Genomic DNA, 16,950 nt, shown 5'->3' on the forward strand with positions numbered 1-16,950 from the left:
TCCTGTTGGAGGAGGCATGAAGAAGACGCTTATCGAAGGATCGACGCACCCCCGCATACAAGCGGATGATACCCCGCTTCCCAAGCACCACCGCGTCTACCTCGTTCTCAGGCAAGAGATCGAGGACTGGGTCTATTCCGATACCGAGCCGATGCAGGGCGACCTCGCACTGGCAGAGCGTTTCGATGTTTCCCGGATCACGATACGCAAGGCGATGGACCGTCTGGCTGCCGAGCGCATGGTCGAACGCCAGCGTGGCCGCGGCACGTTCGCGCGCAAGCGGGACGGCCAGCCGTCCCCCGTCACGGCGAGTCTTTCGGGAAATATCGAGAACCTGCTCGCGCTTGGCCTGCAGACCGACGTCGACCTCATCGAATTCACCTATGCGGTCGCGCCGCCACACATTTGTGCCGCCATGAACCTGCCTGCCGGAACGGTCATGCAGCGCGCGATCCGGGTGCGCAGTCTCGACGGCCTGCCCTTCAGCCATTTGACGACATGGCTGCCCGAAGAGATCGGGCGCAGCTTCGGCGCCGAGCAGATGCGGCAGACGGCGCTTCTGCGTCTGATCGAACGTGCGGGACACCCGATCGCCTCGGCACGCCAGGTCATCACGGCCAAGCTCGCCACTCCGGAGGTCGCAAATCTGTTGGAAATCGAGCCCGGCGAGGCGCTGCTGGCGGTGCGCCGCATCGTATACGACGAGGCTGGACGGGCGGTCGAGCACATCAACGGCCTCTACCGGCCCGACACATACGAACATGAAATGGAATACGTCCGCAGTCGCACCCCGGAGGCGGAATTATGGACAACCCGAGACACACGCAACGGGGCCGACACATGAGCGATTTGAAAACCATGCTGGCCGATTCGAGCCGCGGCATAGTAGCGCCGGGGGTCTACGACGCCTTGACCGCGCTTCTGGCCGAGCAGGCCGGGTTCGACTGTCTTTACCTCTCCGGCGCCTCGATCGCCTATTCAAGGCTGGGTCGGCCCGACATCGGTCTTGTGTCGGTGTCCGAAGTAATTGCGACCACCGAGCTCATCACCGATCGGGTCGACCTGCCCGTGATCGTCGATGGCGACACCGGCTTTGGCAATGCGCTGAACGTGCAGCGCACCGTACGCGGCTTCGAACGCGCGGGCGCACAGGCGATCCAGCTTGAAGACCAGAGCTTTCCAAAGCGCTGCGGCCATCTTGCCGGGAAGAAGCTGGTCGGCAAGGAGGAGATGGTCGGCAAGATTCGCGCAGCCCTCGATGCCCGCGACAGTGATCGTCTTCAGATCATCGCGCGTACCGACGCCATTGCCGTCGAAGGGTTCGATGCCGCCCTCGCGCGGGCCGAGGCTTATGCCGAGGCTGGTGCCGATGTCCTCTTCATCGAAGCGCCGCGCTCGCCGGAACAGCTGGGCGCGATCGCCGAGAGGTTTTCCGGACATGTCCCCCTGCTCGCCAACATGGTCGAGGGAGGGATGACCCCGATGAATTCGGCGCAGGATTTGCACGACCGCGGCTTTCGCATCGTCATATTCCCCGGCGGTGCCGCCCGTGCAATGCTGCGTCAGGGCCAAGCCTATTACGCGAGTTTGAAAGACAACGGCAGCAACGCCCCGTTTCGTGAGCGGATGGCTGATTTCGACGAACTGAATGACGTCATTGGCTTGCCCGAGATGCTGGAGTCCGCGAAAAAATACGAATGATGCAGCGCCTTGTTTCACAAATCGGCTGAGGGGCTCACCGCGTGACACGGTGCTGTCAGACCAATTCGAACCAGTCTCTGCAAGGACAGTGAGGCTGCCCCTTGTGCCGCGCTGTGAACAGCCCCTGGGGTCTTTGACGCCTTGAGCTACTCCCCGGATCGTTGGACAGATTTCGGCGTAACTCAAGCCACTCGTTGTATCTGCCGATCAGATTGGTGTTGTTGAACGCTATTGCCAATAGACCACCGCAGGCGACCTGTCGCCAGGGGCTGAATGCGGGGGCTTCCGATTGCATAAATCACTCCATTTCCGGACACCGGCCTGGCCCGTTAGCCGGCTTCCCATGGATCGAGATGCGCACGCCGAGACCTGGTTCGACCGGTCCACCCTCAGTCCCTTGAGCAGATATGGCCAGATCTTGTGTCCCTTGGCCGGTCTTGAGGTGTTGGGCTTCTGGTCGATCGGCATCAGACCCATGAGCCGCATCAGCCGCATGATCCGCTTCCATGGACGGATCATGGTGGGATGAACTTCCGAAGAACTCGCCCTTCCGAGACCGGTTCCTCGCCCCCTCAGGGCTTTCAGGGCGACCTTCGCCTTGCTCCCCGCGCGCGCTGCTTGCGTTTCGACATCTCAGACCTGCATGTTCTTGAAGACCGGCACACCACAAGCCGGAGCTTACGTCAGACCGATTTTCGGGAGGTCCTCCGCTCTCTCCCCCGAGGGCTCTGTGACACAGCCTACATCACGGCTTTCAGGAACATTATTTGATAATTTAAAAGAGGTACCGCTTCTTCGATTTCCTTCGAGGAGGCAAAATTGGAACTATCGGATCTGGAAGGGGCAGCACGGCGCTTTGTGCGTGAGTGTCGCGATATCAAATCGTTGTCGGCGAATACGATTAGCGCATATGAGCAAGATCTTGCTGAGTTCGAGGTGTTTTTCGGGGCGGAGGAGGTCGGAAGCGAGATCGATGTGACTCTCGTTGGCGATTATATCCAGTGGCTGCGCGAGAGGCGGGAACTCAAGCCGGCAACGATCCGGCGGCGCATCGCGTGCCTCAAATCCTTCTGTCGTTGGTTGAAGGAACAGGGGCTGGCTTTACAGTCGCCTTTTGACGAGAAGACTATTGTCGTCCGTATCCCCAAAAGATTGCCCCGAGCCCTGACCCGAAGCCAGGCCAGTCAGGTCGCAAAAGCGGTTTCCGAAGAGCCAAGAGTTGCGGGTGTCCCGCGACGGGGAGACGCGATGCTATCGCAACATGACCCCTTGTCGGATCCATGCGATCCAAGGGTGACGACCCATCTCGCCGTAAGCCTCATGCTCGCCTCGGGAATGCGGGTGGGTGAACTGACGGCAATCCGACTGGGCGATATCGATCCGACCTGTTCTGTGATCAACATTACCGGAAAGGGGTCGAGGGAACGAACTGTCTTCCTGACCAACGCCCGATTGGTGCATGTGCTCCGCCGTTATATCGCCGCGCTTGTGGAGCATTGCGCGGCGGATAACGTCCTCCTGCGCAATGCACGAGGCAGGGCTTTGACCCCGCAGGCGCTACGCCTTCGCCTGCGCAAGCTTGGAGACCGTCTGGCCTTTTCGCAACGCCTCACTCCGCACCGGTTCCGACATACGGCCGCGACGATCCTTCTGGAGGAAGGCGTAGACATCCGCTACGTCCAGCGCCTTCTTGGGCATTCCAGTATTTCGACAACCGAGATCTACACACATGTGACGGATGTAAGCCTTCGTCAAGCGCTGGAACGAGCAGATGTGGTCGGGCGAGTGGGGATTTGAGGAGGGAGATGTATCGATAACTGAGAATTATCAATGCCATCGACGGTACCAAGATGGGCTACAGTTGCCGAGTTGCAGGCGCTTATCGACCTCACGATTGAGCAGGCTCACAGTACGGCGATCCTTATAATAGCTGACGATACTGCAGCAGCGGACCGCATGAGTTCGCTCAAATCGGTGAGATTTCAGGAACGAATGATCAGCGACACCGAGTTGAACTTCCTTGCTGGGACGTTTCAGCGCTGCGGGATCGCATGTCAGACGGTTTTTGGTTTTGAGAGGTTCATGCAGCTTGCCTTGGAGGGAAAGGCTTTTCCGGCGAGGGCAAGCACCACAGTAGTGTTAGATAAAACAGAAGGCGGAGGACATCGCGACGGATTTGGTCCAGCACGGCGTTCAATGGGCGCTCTCCTGGCTAGGCTGTTCGGTTATCACTATGGGCATGCCGACGCCTACTCTGCGGCGATCACCAGACACAAGCATCACCAATCGATGCTCATGCGCCAAGCAAAAATCGGGGTGCCTGATACCTGGTCATATGACAGCAAACATGGCTGGATTACCGGAAAACCAAAACCGGGGAAAAAGGTGATTTGCAAGTCCACGTACGAGGCGTGGAGTATAGGGGTCTCAGAGAGCACGGTCGGCCCTTTCGACGAAGCGATGGAGCGTCGCATCGCAGATTTGGCCGACGATATCGGTCAGCCTGTTTGCGTTCAGGAATTCATTGAAGGACGCGAAATCTACGCGCTTGTCGTGGACAACGGCACACCGATGATGGTTGGACTAGCCGAAGCAAGTTCTTCTAACGGTCCAAAGTCAAACGGAAGCTATCTGGTATTCGATGATCATTATCGTCCGGGTGGGATTGTTTACAGTGACTGCGACGATCTACCAGAAAAGACACGGTCAGCGATCGCGGATAACGCCCTAAGCACCTTTGCGCTGATGGCGATGTCAAATGTTGGTCGCGTCGACTTTAGGGTGACATCGGCTGGCAAAGCCTACGTGATTGATATCGCTGACAACCCTGGAACGTCTGAGGCGAGTTCACTTGCACACATTCTCAAGAAGCGTGGAATCGCATTTGAAAACACCCCTCTTCTGCTTATCGGGGCAAGCCTCAGTCAAGAGCTACGCCGCTAATACATAGACCAAAATTGCACATCTGGCATCCTGAAACCGCGACCAATTTCGATCCAACACGGATGCAAAGGATTGTCCTCTTCGTTGAGAGGATAAGTATCCCAACTTGCTGGGGATAACGCGCACGGTTTGTCAAAAAGGGGCGCCATTAACTCATGACGTCTTTTCAGCAAATGCCTAGTTTCGTATGGAATGCGATTAACGACTTCGCCCAAAGCGGCCCATTCAGCTTTGCTAGTCTTAGGGCTTTCACCGTTTAGAAACCTGGCACAGCACAGGTTTGAACTCACGAAATAAAGGGGATTCGGCTCAGGATCGCCTATCTTTTCGAGCTGAGCTTTCAGTTCGCAGAATAGCGCAATTCCTTCTTCTAGCTTTTTGGAAAGACAGTAATAAACAGCCAGATGGTTCTTGGTATAGTAGGGATCGCCGCTCAAGCCATAGTTTTGGATGACAGCGATCAGCTCGTCCGCCGCCGCCGCTGCCGATACGGCACCCCCACGATATTGGGCCATGACGAGCATGGAGCGCACCATGTCGCTTCTGGGAAAAGCAACATCCTCAAACCTATCAGCCAGCGCCACCGTTTCTAGCGCTAGCGACTCCGCAGCGCTATAGTTTCCGTTGCCGATATTAAGTGCTGTCAGATTAGTCAGACAGCGAAAGTATTCAGCCGGCTCCTTTGGAGTGCCCCCAACCTCCGGCCTATGAAATTGTACAGCCCTCTGGGCGCGATGAAGCGCTATGTCTGGAAGGAACAAGCTCTCCGCGCTACGACCTAGCATATGGATTTTTGACTCGGCCATTTCGTCGTATCGGATCCTTTCGCTGAGCCTCCGGGTCAGATCTCCTTCGATGGAGCGTGCTCTGGTCTTGTCAAACTCCAACACCAGACCGGAGCGATACAACATGGCGAGACGTAATCCCTGCTCGAATTCCGCGTCGATGTGGTGCCCCCATTCCTTTAGCCTTTCGAGCATCCTTGCCCTTCTAACGGCATCTCGCGAGTTGAGGTCGCCTTGGGATCGAACATACTCAATTTCTGCCAGTACAAGCGGAGAGTATATTGGACTTTGTTGATCCATGAGCGTGCAAGCTTCGTCAAATCTTCCTCTGGATAGCAGTGAATATGCCTCCTGGAGGCAATCTGCTAGCGGCCCCAGTCCCTCTTCGAGAACGAGCTCTTTCTCTTCGGAGTGCATGAGGTGATGCGGTGGTCGTCCGAAGCGTAGGTTTTCTGCGGCGGCTGCGACAAAAAGATCAGCGGCACTCTTGCGGTCACCGGACTTCAAGATGTTTCGCGCTCGCCTTTGATAATCGTGAGGGGTGAGCTGGCGTAAGCATTCTGAGAAGGCTCGACGTAGTGTCTTTTCTTCCGGCCCGAGATCCTTGGCAAAAAACTCCTTTATGTATTGGTGGCGAAACTCCACTACATCACCGCGATCCTCCAAGAATCCAAAATCTCGACATAACTGGATCGCTAGCTCTGGATCACTTCCATTGTGTCGATAGACACAAAGCAGCTCCACCCGTGAGGCCGTATTTCCGATGACCGAAGCTGCGTGAAGCAGTTCCTTTGCGACATCTCCTAAAGTTCCAATGCTTCGTAAGCGCTGCAAGAAGAGGTCTTCGACAAATCGCGCGCGGTCTTCCGGCGCCAGCTCATTCACGGTGGTTCCACTATCGCTTAGGTAACGGCAGGCCTCACCAATCACTGCGAGATGGCCGCCGCTTATTCCATGTACAAACTCAAAATCCTCATCCTTGACTGCGTCCGGGATGGCAAGTGCCTGTCGTAGGGTCCGTAATTGGGAGCGCTCAACGTACCCCATTTCGATCTCTACCGGAAGCAGCGGCACTACGTGCTTGGAGTAAGCCTCCCTCCAAATCGGCTGCTGGTAATCAGAATTTGTCGTCGTTGCTACTACCCGCAGCTGACCGAGAAACGGGAAAGCAGTCACAACTTCCCGCTTCAGCATCGTGCGTAGAAGGGAAAGAGAGTCCCGATCCCACCAGTGCAGGTTTTCGACGATTAATAGCGCCGGTCTTCCACCTGCGTGGACCGCGAGATCTGAGAGCACAGATTGCTCGTCTTCCGCCAGGAACATGGAGCCACGCTTGCGCCTTGCAGCTTCGGCATCTAAGGCTTGGAGAGCACCTTCTGCATCAAACATCCCTCCCGAAGCCACCTTGGCAGCAACATTTGCTAACGCTTTTCCCACTGTGACCGCCGGCTTGAAGTAGCCAGACGTTTCAGCCTGAGCACGTTGCAGGGGGTACAATCGGCGGTTCGCCTCACCATCATCTCCTACCCCACGAAATGCGACGCCACCCGCCTCGACAAAGCTTGCGCCGATACTGCGCGCCAACCAGGTCTTGCCGCACCCGGGCGGCCCAGTGATCACTGCCGCACTCACGTCGCCGGATAGTATTCTGCCCAGCATGTCGGACACTTTATCTTGAATACCTATGGCGGTCCATAAACGCGCATCGGGCTGCCGCTCACGCATTGATAATTCTCAGTTATGTGAAATTGACAATCACACTACCCTAGCGGAAGAAGCGTATCTGGCAACCGCAAACTGCTACCGCTTGTGTTCCACCGCTCGACGTCTTTGCCCGCGAAAGGAGCGCTCTCAATCCACCGCATCCAGAACCGCTCTCGCCATCGCTGGCAGCATCCGCGTTAACTCAGTGTGATCCCTCGCCCAAAGTCGCCGCAGCAATGACACCGGGGCATAGTCGTCATATTTAGCGGTCTCGAAGCTCTCGATGAATTCGGCGAGTGCCTGCGATGTCGGTGGCGGCGTGGTCGCCATGTGTTTCAACAGGGATCGGGCTTCCTCCAGGCTGGTATCTTCCAGTGTGATGCCGACATCGTGCGGCCAGGCTTTGACCCCTGCGCCGAGGAAGGCGAGGGCCAGGAGCGCATTCGCCTTGCTGCCGCGCCAGGTGAAGAGGTGCAAGGCTTCGTCTTCAGGCAGAAGCCGGCAGCTTTCGAGCCTCAGCTCGAGGAAAGTCTTGCGGGCCTCGGCAAGCATCCGGCGGGCTTCGGCGTCCAGATAGGGCGGGGTTGCATTTTCCAGAAGGACGTTCCGCATTTGGGCGACGAGACGGTCGTGAACCGGTTCGGCAGCCTGATCCGCGAAAAGCGGCACCTTGCCTGCCCGGTGTTGCACGACTTGAAGCACCTTGCCCGGCTCATCGACTGTTTCCACGCGCCAGCGGCGGCCGGCAAAAAGCAGGATCGAACCCGGGCCGACCTCGTTGAAAAGCGGGATCGTGCCGAGAAAGCGGTCGCCGGCGACGAGCCGCCATTCCTGGTCGGTGGGAAAGATCGCGTAAAAATCGCGCGAGGTCGTCAGCCGTTCGCCTTCCGGACCGAGCATGATGGTGCGGTCCGGTGCCTGTTCGAGAAGGGCCGGATCATGCGCTGCCATGGCCCGCAAAAGCTCCGCGTAGTCGCTTGTGCTCAGCGCGGAGAGAGGGCCGGTGCCGCAAATCGCCCGATAGAGCGTGTCGGCGCGCGCGCCACCCTGGGCTGCAATGATCGACAACGTTTGATGCAGAGCGACGGTTACGTTGGCCGGATCTGCCTCCGGCGGCTCGATGAAACGCTCGACAAGAAGTTGTATCGAGGCGATCGCCTGGACGAGATCGAGCCGCAATCGGTCGAGCGGGCCACTTTCGGGAAACAGGTGCGGCGCGCGGCAATAGATGCGCAGGATCGCCGGCGCGCCCTTGCGCCGACCGCTGCGACCGAGCCTCTGGCGCAATGAGGCAAGCGAGCGCGGGGCGCCGACCTGGGCGACCGAGACGACGGAACCCAGATCAATGCCAAGTTCCAGCGTCGTCGTGGCAACGGCCGTGGTCGGCAGGTCGCCCTGTTTCAAGCGCGCCTCCACCTCGTGGCGTGCATGGCGCGAAAGGCTGCCGTGATGGGCGAAGAACTCGTTTGGAACATTGTGTCGCTCGGCGCGGCGCTGAAGCCGGTCGGTGATGGCCTCGACCATCTTGCGCGATCCGCCGAACACAAGGTTGTTGCTGCCGCGCAACGTGTCGAACATGTGGTCGCCGATCCCGTCAAGCGCGCGCACCGGCGGCTCGTCGCTCTCCACGATATCGAAGAAGTCCACGTCCGCAGGCTCCTCGTAGCCACGGATCTGGAGCTTCAGTTCCGGAGATCCGGTCCTGGCCTCGATGATGTGGACGTTCGCGGTGTCCTCCCAGTTCAACCAGCGCGCAGCGATGGTGAGATCACCGATCGTGGCGGACAGGCCAACCCGACGGGGCCGCTTGTCCGCAAGCGCATCGATGCGGCGAAGCAGGCTCGCCAGATGCAGGCCGCGCGGCCCCTGAAGGAAAGCGTGCAACTCGTCGATGACGATGAATTCGAGCCCGCCGAAAAGCCGTCGGGCCGCCTCGGGCTTGCGCACCAGCAGGGCTTCGATCGATTCCGGCGTGATCAGCGCGATGCCGGCCGGATTGCCCAGCACTTTCGCCTTGGCCCCGGCCGGCGCATCCCCGTGCCAGCGCACGACCGGAATGTCGAGCCGTTCGCACAGCGGTTCCAACCGACGAAACTGATCGTTGATGAGAGCCTTCAGCGGGCCGACATAGAGCGCGGACAGTCCTCCGCCTTCGTGCTCTGCGATCCGGGTCAGGACCGGGAGAAACGCGGCTTCCGTCTTGCCTGCTGCGGTCGCCGCCGCAACGAGGACATCGCCGGTTTCTTCCAGCACGGCGCGGATCGTCTTTTCCTGCACATCGCGCAGTTCCGACCAGTTCTGCTCCCAGATCCAGCGGCGGATCTGCGGGTGCAGCCGGTCAAAAGCCGCGATCTCAGAGGCGGAGGGAGGCAAGGTCGCCATCGCTGCCCGGGCCTGGGTCTGAGCTTGCGTCGCCTTCGTCCTCGGCACCGTCATCAGTGTCTGCGGCGAGTTCGACGTCGCCCAGCAAGGACCGCCAGTCGGTTCCCGGGTTCTGGTCGAGAACGGCCAACAGTTGCACGAAGGCCTTGATGGTGGAGCGCGGCGTGCGGAAATAGGCCTCGCCGATGCGCTGGTTGCAATGGGCCATGAAGGCCGTCAGCGCCTCGTCCGGGACGAGATAGTGCTCCGGCTCGCCAAGCGCGAAGACCTTGCGGATGTTGCCGAGCAGGACGAGCAGTTCTTCCGGCGTCAGGCTTTGAAGCCTAATGACGGGGCCCGTGAAGTCAACGAGGCCGTTGCGGGCGAAAGCATTTTCAGCCAGGCGCGATTGCAGTGCCGGGTAGCTGTAGAGACCGCGACGGGTGTCCATCAGGAACTCAGGCGTTCCGCCGAACAGGAAGCCGAGACCCGAAACGCTTCCTTGAAGAACGTCGTTCAGCATGGCGAGTATCTGCTCGAAATTCTGGTTCCGGGCTTGTGCGCTTTGCAGCTTGTAGAGGTTCACCATCTCGTCGAAGACGACGAGGAGCCCGGCATAGCCCGCCTGCCGTACGAAAGCTGCCAAGAGCTTGAGCCCGTCATAGACATCCGCATCGTCGATGATCGTGCGCACGCCAAGCGCCTGCCGGGCCTCGGTCTTGGTGGAGTATTCCCCGCGCAGCCAGCGCAGCGCGGCTCCTTTGAGGATTTCGTCGTCGCTCTCGCTGCCGCGCCAGTAGGCTTTCAGCACGGTTGCGAAATCATAGCCGCCGACGAGATCCTGCAAATGAGCAAGACGTTCGTCGATGACCTGCTCGACCGGAACGCCGTTTCGTTCGCTTTCGCGGGTGCACCCGGTGACGAATTTTTCCACCACGCTTGCAAGCGCACCGCCATCCGGCTTGGTGCGGGTCGCCATGTTGCGGACGGCTTCTGCATAAAGCCCGCGCGCCTGGCCGCCTGTTGCATGGATCCGGCGATCGGGGGCGAGATCCGCATGAACCGTCACCAGTTTTCGTTCCAGCGCGATAAGGCGGGTAAGGTTGAGAAAGAAGGTCTTTCCGGCACCATATTCGCCGATGATGAAGCGGAGTGCGGCTCCGTCGCCGGCGATACGGTCAATATCGCGCACGAGCGCGGAAACCTCTCCGGCGCGACCGACCTGAACATGCTGCAAACCAGTGCGCGGAACGACGCCTGCCGCGAGCGCCTGAAGGATCGTGTCCTTATCCTTGCCGCGGATGGGCTTTTGCGTGCTCATGAGCGCATTTCCTTCGTTTCCCGACATATTTCATGCAACAGCGGCCGCATGTGTTCGGCCACCGTCAGTTCATCGTCATCCTCGAGAACGGGTTCGTCGTAGAGCTCGAAGCCCCATTCGTTGATTGTCTCGATCGCGCCATCCGGCAGCACGCGAAGTTCCTTCGCGCGTCCCTCGAAGGCCGAGCGCTCGACCCGTTGTTCAGTGAGCAGGAAGAGAAGGAGATCTCCGTGTTCCGTATCCAGGCCGTCGAACGGCCGCCGGTGCGAACTTGCCTGGGGACGGTGAGGGGTGACCGAGGCTTCCTCTTCGATGAAAATTTCGGAGAGAAGACTGGAAACGGCACTGGTCTCGGAAAGGATACGGGTCAGTCGATCGTTGTCGATATCCACTTGCGCCCTTGTTGCAGATACAGGTGCCGGTGCCGGAGGCGGCGGAATGGGATGTCCGGGCTCCGATGTTTCCGTCATGACCGTGACGGGCTCCTCGGCGACCACGTTGCCGCTGTGAAGGGCGCCATAGAGCTCTTCCTTCGGGAAGCCCAGCGTTTTCCAGAGCTTCTCGATGAAGACGACTTCCGAGTGCGAGACATGACCGTCGGCAAGGACGACGGCCACGGTGGCCTGCGCGACGCGGCGGCGACCGGCGTCGTCCAGTTTTGCCAGTCCCTTCATGAGCGCGCGGCTGTTGGCGGTGCCGCCAAGGAGGGCGCTGGCGTACGCAAGGAGACGGACGCGCTCGACAGGACCAAGCCCGGGTACCGCACTTATTTCCTGCTGCAGGGTCGCAAGTTCGCTCGCATCCACGACGCCGTCGGCCCAAGCGGCCAGAGCATTGATTTCCACGATGGTCCGCGCCGCGTGGAACTGCGCGCGATCCTGATCCACAGCCGCCGCATTGGCGGCCCGGAAGAAAACGACCGTACCATCGGGGGGAGGCGGAACCGCACCGTAGCGACGGTCGGGTTCATAGCCGATGTCGAGCCGGTCGAGCGCGGCGCCCAGCTTGTTGAAGAGGGAGGCGGGACCTTCCCCTCTCCCGGCGCTCCCAATCCCACCTTTTCGCAAAGCTCGGCCAAAGCGATCTTGCCCGTTGGCCGTCCGGCAAACGTCTCGGAGATTTTTTGCGAAAGTGCCTTGAGGGGATTGTCATCGTCGCACGACAGGAAGGCCTTTGGCAGAAGCACCGCGGCCTCGGTGCTTTGCGCATCCTCCGGCCGCTTGCCGACAAAGCGGCTGTAGCTCTCCAGGTCGCTCGTGCAGGTCTCCGCGATGGCGGCGAAACCTTTCAGCGGGCTTGTCAGGCTCGTGATGTCAGGAATTGCTGTGGCACCGGTCAGGGTGGCCGTGAAGGTGCCGCTGGCGGCTCGGTAGCCGGTATTCTTCAAGGTGCGCTTTGGCGTGCGGACCTTGAGGCCTTCGGGATGACGTTCCTGAAAACGGATCTTCCAAAGGGTCTGGAACAGATCAAAGCACCGTTTTGCCGGTGTTCGCAGGCGCGTCTCGGGCAATGATACGAACCAGAGCAGGCAATCTTCCGCGTCGAGGACCTGACCATCGGCAAGCCGGGCACCCAGATACAGGCGTGCGGGGAGGGGGAATTCGAAGCCGTGACTTGCCTCGGCGTCGATTTCGGGTCTCGTGCGGAGATTGCCGGAAAGCGGCGAGGCAAATTCGAGGAATTGCGTTGCGTAGTTTCGAAACGATCCGTTTCGGCCATAAATCGAAATCAGGCGCCGCACTTCATCGATGATGGCGTCATTGTCTCGAGACGCCTCATCGACGAAAAAAACGTCGCTCGAGGCCATAAAAATAGAGAAAGACGTACCCGATAGAGGCATCGGGATCGTCGCGCGCGGATGCCAGCCATTCGAGATAGGATCGGCGGGCATTCGGATGGATCCGGCTATAGGAGGGCCAATACGGCATGGACTGACCGGCGGGATCACCTCCGCGGCCGATCATGAGGCTGGGATTGACGAGGCAATTCTCCGGTTGATCGAAATCCGTCGCGCAAAGCGATTGTCCGAAATAGAAATTCCCGCCCAATATCTCCAAGCCGGCGATTGCGACCTTGTCTCCGGGAGACACCCAGCGTGCGGGAGATGCCGCTGAAGCGGTTTGCCTTGAGGATTTGTATTGTCGGGACGCACCCGCTTGTTGCCAGCGCTCCTCCGGGATCCCTGACATAGTGGCCTGCGAGGGCGAAGAACTTCCTGTGGCGCCTTCTTGTCGTCTGAAAATGTAGAAAATGACGGCAATACCGGCGAGAATCAGCAAGAGTTCCAAGTCTCTTCCTCCAAGAGCTTGGTTTGAAACAGATTGCAGCATGGCACAGGACCATCCCGCATGGGAAGGTTCCCGTGCAGAGCCTGTTCCACTGAAATGCGGGGAGTAGTTCAAACCTCACGACCGAACAGGAAGACGAGCTTTTGCGCGATCTCTGGGCAATCACCGAGACGCTGGTCGATCAATCGCTTTCCTTGCCATTTTACCCCCTGCAATTGTCTGTTGCATGTGAGGTATTTGATGCGCTCGAACAGGAAATTGCGGCAGAAGCCACCAAAGCCCAACTGAAGAAGGGCGACGACTTGGCATCGCAAGAAAACAGATGCCGCGAATTCGTAGCCTGCAAGGGCTATCAGGTGGTGTAGACCTTCAGGGCGAAGGCGTCTCCTGCGGCATCGTGGATCGTCCCGCCTTCAAGCAGATGCTTGCCTGGCTTAGAAAAGCCGCGCCGAGGAGCCTGTTGTCCTGATCGATGACATCTCCCGCATGGCCAGAGGCGTTGAAGCGCATTGGAAACTGCGCGCCAGTCGGCGCGGACACGTTGCCGTAGGTTGGGTGCCTGCGGCTGAACGCTGGATCATGCCATGCCGGGTCACGGACATTTCTCCCGGTTCGTCGCCGCTGCGTGCGGCGGTCTGCGGGGCTGTCTCCATGGTTCGACCCCCTTGATGACGATCATGCACCCGCCACAGCAGGGGCAAGACGCTAATGGCGCGTGGCGCGCTGCGTGCCATATCGCTCAACAGCTAGGCGGTGATCTCTCCGTTAAATTTGCATGGCGCGAAAAGGATGCGGCAGCGTTCCCCGGCGTCACCGGCCAGATGACCGTTTGATCTTGCGCGAAATGCCATTTGTTTTTGCGCGCTACAGCACCGCCAAACCCTCTTGAAACTGGTCTTTGCGGCCCCTTTGCCCTATGCGCGGAAGCAGGGTTTTCGAACCGCGAAAACCACCAGCCCGTTCAAGGTGTTAGCGTCGATTTGTGGGAATCGAAAAGGAATGGCGGGCCGAAGCCGACGAAAAAGAGAACTACACCTACGCTATAGCCTCCAAACTGATTGAAGTCGCTTATTGCATGAGTCGCGGCTAAAAATCGCTCGTACCAATGGAAATCGCGCAACCGAACTCTCCCGTAATTTGTAGCGAATGGCGGCATTGAGCCAAAGCCGCCATTCAAGCCCAACAGGATCGAGCGACCGGGCCGATCGATCCTGCTCTGCCCCTAACGCTATCGGGCCATCAGCGCGAACACGCCCCACCCCAAATACTCACGCGTGTACTCTGCGTACCGTGTGGGTCTGACGTCAGATGTGTTCGGACTTCAGACGCGAAGTCATCATCGGGGTTTCCTCCAGCCAATGGCGCATGGTGAGCCATTTCGCGGCCTCGTACCTATCCCAGCCTTCCCGATCCGCCAGAACCATTTCGACGACATCGTAACCAAGCTCTCCGAAGGAGCCGATCAGGTTCGGAAGCATCAGAAAATCCGAGATCGAACCGGCGCCACACTCCCTTGGCGACCTCTTCGCTGGGAGGGGTCTTAAGCCAGTAGGGCTCGCCGATGAGAATGATCCCATTGGGAAGAAGGCTCTTGGCCAGAAGGTCGATAGCACCGGCAACGCCCCCGCCAATCCATGTGGCGCCGACACAGGCGGCTACACCAACCTTTTCATCGGAGACATAGCCCGTAGCGTCATCGTGGATGAAGTTGACCTGATCGGAAACGCCGAGCGCTTCGGCGCGCGCTTTCGCCTGTTCGGAAAACACCCGGCTCATGTCAATGCTTGTGCCATTGATACCGAAATCGCGCGCCCAGGTGCACAGCATCTCTCCCGAGCCACTGCCGAGATCGAGTATGCTGGTGCCAGGCTTCATCCGCAGCACCCTGCCGAGCGTGTCGTACTTGGCGGGGGTGAAAGGGTTGTGAATGCGGTGTCTGCTTTCTGTGATGTTGAAAATGCGGGGAATATCCATTGCTCAGTATCCATTGCTTTGGGAATTGATCGTGCCGCTACCGAGGCGCGTCAGCTGACGACGCGGCCCGGTCACATGCCTGTATTGGCTCAGCATGTTAGGCACCTTGGTTGTCGGGTTGAGCGCGAACGGAGAGCCGTCCGCGTTTCGAGATGCGATATGGACTGCCAGACCGGGACTCGATAAGGCGCTTCTTCCGCAAGCGGATGAAGCCGACGAAAAAGAGAACTACACCTACGCGATAGCCCTCTAAAATTGAGGCGAGCGAATGGTTCGAATGAGGCAGACGGTCGCGAAATTCAAACTTCTGCTCCGGCGTTTGCGGCAGAGTTTCCTGGGAAATCAGCGCCGCCGATTTTTATGCGACGCATAGGATTTCCGCGAAATATCAACTGATTATTCTCTTTACCGCGCTCAACAGAAACTCGTCCTGATAGTGGCCTGCAACGAAGGACAAGCCAACCGGACAGTTGTCCACGGTCAATAGCGGAACAGAGATTTCCGGCAAGCGTGCCACGCCGGAAAACGCGGTGATGGTCATCGTCGGATCATAGAAGTCCATCACCGCTTCAAGCGTGTTCAGGGAGTCTTTCCGGGGAGCGATTTTCGGCGTCGTAGGGAAGCAGATCACCGTTTCCGGGGTGAAGAAGGCGTTGATCTGCCGGAAGAGGCTTTCACACCTCGCCATGTTGTCCAGCGCCGCGATGCGGTCGAACCTCTGGACATTTCCGTAGGCCATCGAGAACGTGAAGCCGAGTTCGGGCTTGCAAGCTTCGATCCAGTTGCCGACCGTGCTCTGGAATTCGGCGGTCTGCAGATCACGCAATCCATTCAGGTTGCAGACCTTCAGCTCGCACGCCTCCCCGACGATTTCGGAAAACCTTACCGGCTCAATCACAATGCCGGTGCGTTCTGCTATTCGATCCAATGCGCTGCCAACTTCATCTCGAACGGCGGCATCCGCGATCTCCAGCGCATCCTGCAAGACGAGCATACGCCGTGGCGACGGCATCGACGATGCGGGAGCGTTCAGCAAGAGCGCATCGCCGCATCGAGCACCTCGAACCGATACGCCAACACGCCTACGGTACTGACGCTTGGCTGGAACGGCAAAACGCCAGCCTCGGAAATCCGATGAAGGGACGCATCCCCCAAAGACCGCAAAGGCTTGCCGGAACACGGACCGAACCTCCCGCGTCCGTGCAAAGAGAAAAATCCGCAAGACCATTGGCGACGGAAGCAGCCGAGCCGCTGGACGAGCCACCGGGGACGCGATCCGGTGCTTTCGCGTTTCGGGGGGTGCCAAAATAGAAGCTCTCCCCGTCGAGGCTATACGTGAACTCATCCGCCACGACCTTCCCGACGCAGCGCGCTCCAGAGGCAAGCAGTTGATCAACGCAGAGGGCGTTGTGAACAGGTGCGGGATGTGCGTCCGCCAAGCGGGGCTTCCATAGGAGGTCTTATATCCCGCAAGGTCGATGTTATCTTTCACGGTGAAGTGAAGCCCATCCAGCGAACCGTTACGTACTGGTGCTAGGTCAAGCTGTTCGACCAGTCCGCCGGATGGGTCTGTTGGAGAGTGAGGCATATAGTCTATTTCCTGCACGAATCTGAACGGATTTTCGGGCAGTTCTACACCGCGGGTCGAGACGATCACGCTCGTCTGTCACAATTTCCCAAAATCTGAGACAGACTCAGCGCCTCTATCACCTGTTTCAGGGACACCATTCTTAACGATCAACGGCCGCAAAGGGTCAGAAGCGGGCATTCTGATTTTCAAGATTTGGGGCTGTAGCGTAAAAACTGCGGCTTGCTATCCCACCCGGTGGAATGCGTGTTCGGCGGCAATATCGCACCGTAGAGGGCAATCGGC

Annotated in this window: 15 protein-coding genes and 1 pseudogene; 5 read left to right on the forward strand and 11 right to left on the reverse strand. The window is 58.8% G+C overall.

Annotated features, from left to right (window positions below; all coding sequences use genetic code 11):
• Positions 1-16: 16 nt before the first annotated feature.
• A complete protein-coding gene (locus tag BLU32_RS21460) occupies positions 17-844 on the forward strand; it encodes a GntR family transcriptional regulator (protein WP_093804430.1) in 828 nt (275 codons plus the stop codon).
• Positions 841-1,701 carry an oxaloacetate decarboxylase gene (locus tag BLU32_RS21465; RefSeq protein WP_093804431.1) on the forward strand — a complete coding sequence of 287 codons (861 nt, stop codon included), beginning with the start codon at positions 841-843 and terminating at the stop codon, positions 1,699-1,701. Before BLU32_RS21460 ends, BLU32_RS21465 begins: the two co-directional genes overlap by 4 nt.
• Before the next feature lie 366 nt (positions 1,702-2,067).
• On the opposite strand, the pseudogene BLU32_RS22395 reads toward BLU32_RS21465, so the two are convergent.
• A pseudogene (locus tag BLU32_RS22395) lies at positions 2,068-2,205 on the reverse strand (IS3 family transposase); the annotation flags it as partial.
• Between the two features lie 315 nt (positions 2,206-2,520).
• On the opposite strand from BLU32_RS22395, the gene BLU32_RS21475 reads away from it, so the two are divergent.
• Complete coding sequence (locus tag BLU32_RS21475) at positions 2,521-3,498, forward strand: tyrosine-type recombinase/integrase (RefSeq protein WP_093804433.1); 978 nt, start codon at positions 2,521-2,523, stop codon at positions 3,496-3,498.
• Positions 3,499-3,531: 33 nt separating this feature from the next.
• Positions 3,532-4,644: a hypothetical protein gene (locus tag BLU32_RS21480; RefSeq protein WP_093804435.1), complete on the forward strand. Its 1,113-nt coding sequence runs from the start codon at positions 3,532-3,534 to the stop codon at positions 4,642-4,644.
• On the opposite strand, the gene BLU32_RS21485 is transcribed toward BLU32_RS21480, so the two are convergent.
• The 6 genes from BLU32_RS21485 to BLU32_RS21510 form a co-directional block, all read right to left on the reverse strand.
• Positions 4,641-7,154 (reverse strand): AAA family ATPase, encoded by a 2,514-nt coding sequence (locus BLU32_RS21485; RefSeq protein WP_093804434.1) that lies wholly within the window; start codon positions 7,152-7,154, stop codon positions 4,641-4,643. The two genes, BLU32_RS21480 and BLU32_RS21485, sit on opposite strands and share 4 nt — an antisense overlap.
• 126 nt (positions 7,155-7,280) lie before the next feature.
• Entirely contained in the window at positions 7,281-9,515 is a 2,235-nt protein-coding gene (locus BLU32_RS21490; RefSeq protein ID WP_093804436.1) for a DEAD/DEAH box helicase, read from the reverse strand.
• The gene (locus tag BLU32_RS21495; protein ID WP_093804437.1) at positions 9,487-10,815 is read right to left on the reverse strand and encodes an ATP-binding protein; all 1,329 of its coding nucleotides are present in this window, start codon (positions 10,813-10,815) and stop codon (positions 9,487-9,489) included. Before BLU32_RS21495 ends, BLU32_RS21490 begins: the two co-directional genes overlap by 29 nt.
• Positions 10,812-11,660, reverse strand: coding sequence for a tellurite resistance TerB C-terminal domain-containing protein (locus tag BLU32_RS21500; RefSeq protein WP_244501760.1), 849 nt, complete (start codon positions 11,658-11,660; stop codon positions 10,812-10,814). Before BLU32_RS21500 ends, BLU32_RS21495 begins: the two co-directional genes overlap by 4 nt.
• Positions 11,582-12,706: a TerB N-terminal domain-containing protein gene (locus BLU32_RS22400; protein ID WP_093810349.1), complete on the reverse strand. Its 1,125-nt coding sequence runs from the start codon at positions 12,704-12,706 to the stop codon at positions 11,582-11,584. Before BLU32_RS22400 ends, BLU32_RS21500 begins: the two co-directional genes overlap by 79 nt.
• Positions 12,591-13,145, reverse strand: a complete 555-nt coding sequence (locus tag BLU32_RS21510; RefSeq protein ID WP_093810351.1) for a TerB N-terminal domain-containing protein — start codon at positions 13,143-13,145, stop codon at positions 12,591-12,593. The genes BLU32_RS22400 and BLU32_RS21510 overlap by 116 nt, the downstream gene beginning before the upstream one ends.
• Before the next feature lie 101 nt (positions 13,146-13,246).
• On the opposite strand from BLU32_RS21510, the gene BLU32_RS21515 reads away from it, so the two are divergent.
• Positions 13,247-13,468 (forward strand): hypothetical protein, encoded by a 222-nt coding sequence (locus tag BLU32_RS21515; protein WP_093804439.1) that lies wholly within the window; start codon positions 13,247-13,249, stop codon positions 13,466-13,468.
• A 1,027-nt stretch (positions 13,469-14,495) separates the two neighbouring features.
• Here BLU32_RS21515 and BLU32_RS21520 read toward each other — a convergent pair.
• The 4 genes from BLU32_RS21520 to BLU32_RS22620 form a co-directional block, all read right to left on the reverse strand.
• Positions 14,496-15,077, reverse strand: coding sequence for a cyclopropane-fatty-acyl-phospholipid synthase family protein (locus BLU32_RS21520; RefSeq protein ID WP_244501761.1), 582 nt, complete (start codon positions 15,075-15,077; stop codon positions 14,496-14,498).
• A gap of 97 nt (positions 15,078-15,174) precedes the next feature.
• Positions 15,175-15,279, reverse strand: a complete 105-nt coding sequence (locus tag BLU32_RS22405; protein WP_305849820.1) for a YjhX family toxin — start codon at positions 15,277-15,279, stop codon at positions 15,175-15,177.
• Between the two features lie 186 nt (positions 15,280-15,465).
• Entirely contained in the window at positions 15,466-16,257 is a 792-nt protein-coding gene (locus BLU32_RS22125; protein ID WP_208976944.1) for an amidase family protein, read from the reverse strand.
• A complete protein-coding gene (locus tag BLU32_RS22620) occupies positions 16,160-16,516 on the reverse strand; it encodes an amidase family protein (protein ID WP_197673663.1) in 357 nt (118 codons plus the stop codon). The genes BLU32_RS22125 and BLU32_RS22620 overlap by 98 nt, the downstream gene beginning before the upstream one ends.
• Positions 16,517-16,950: the final 434 nt, after the last annotated feature.

This window comes from Stappia sp. ES.058 (assembly GCF_900105595.1).
In the GTDB taxonomy this organism is placed as follows: Bacteria; Pseudomonadota; Alphaproteobacteria; order Rhizobiales; family Stappiaceae; genus Stappia.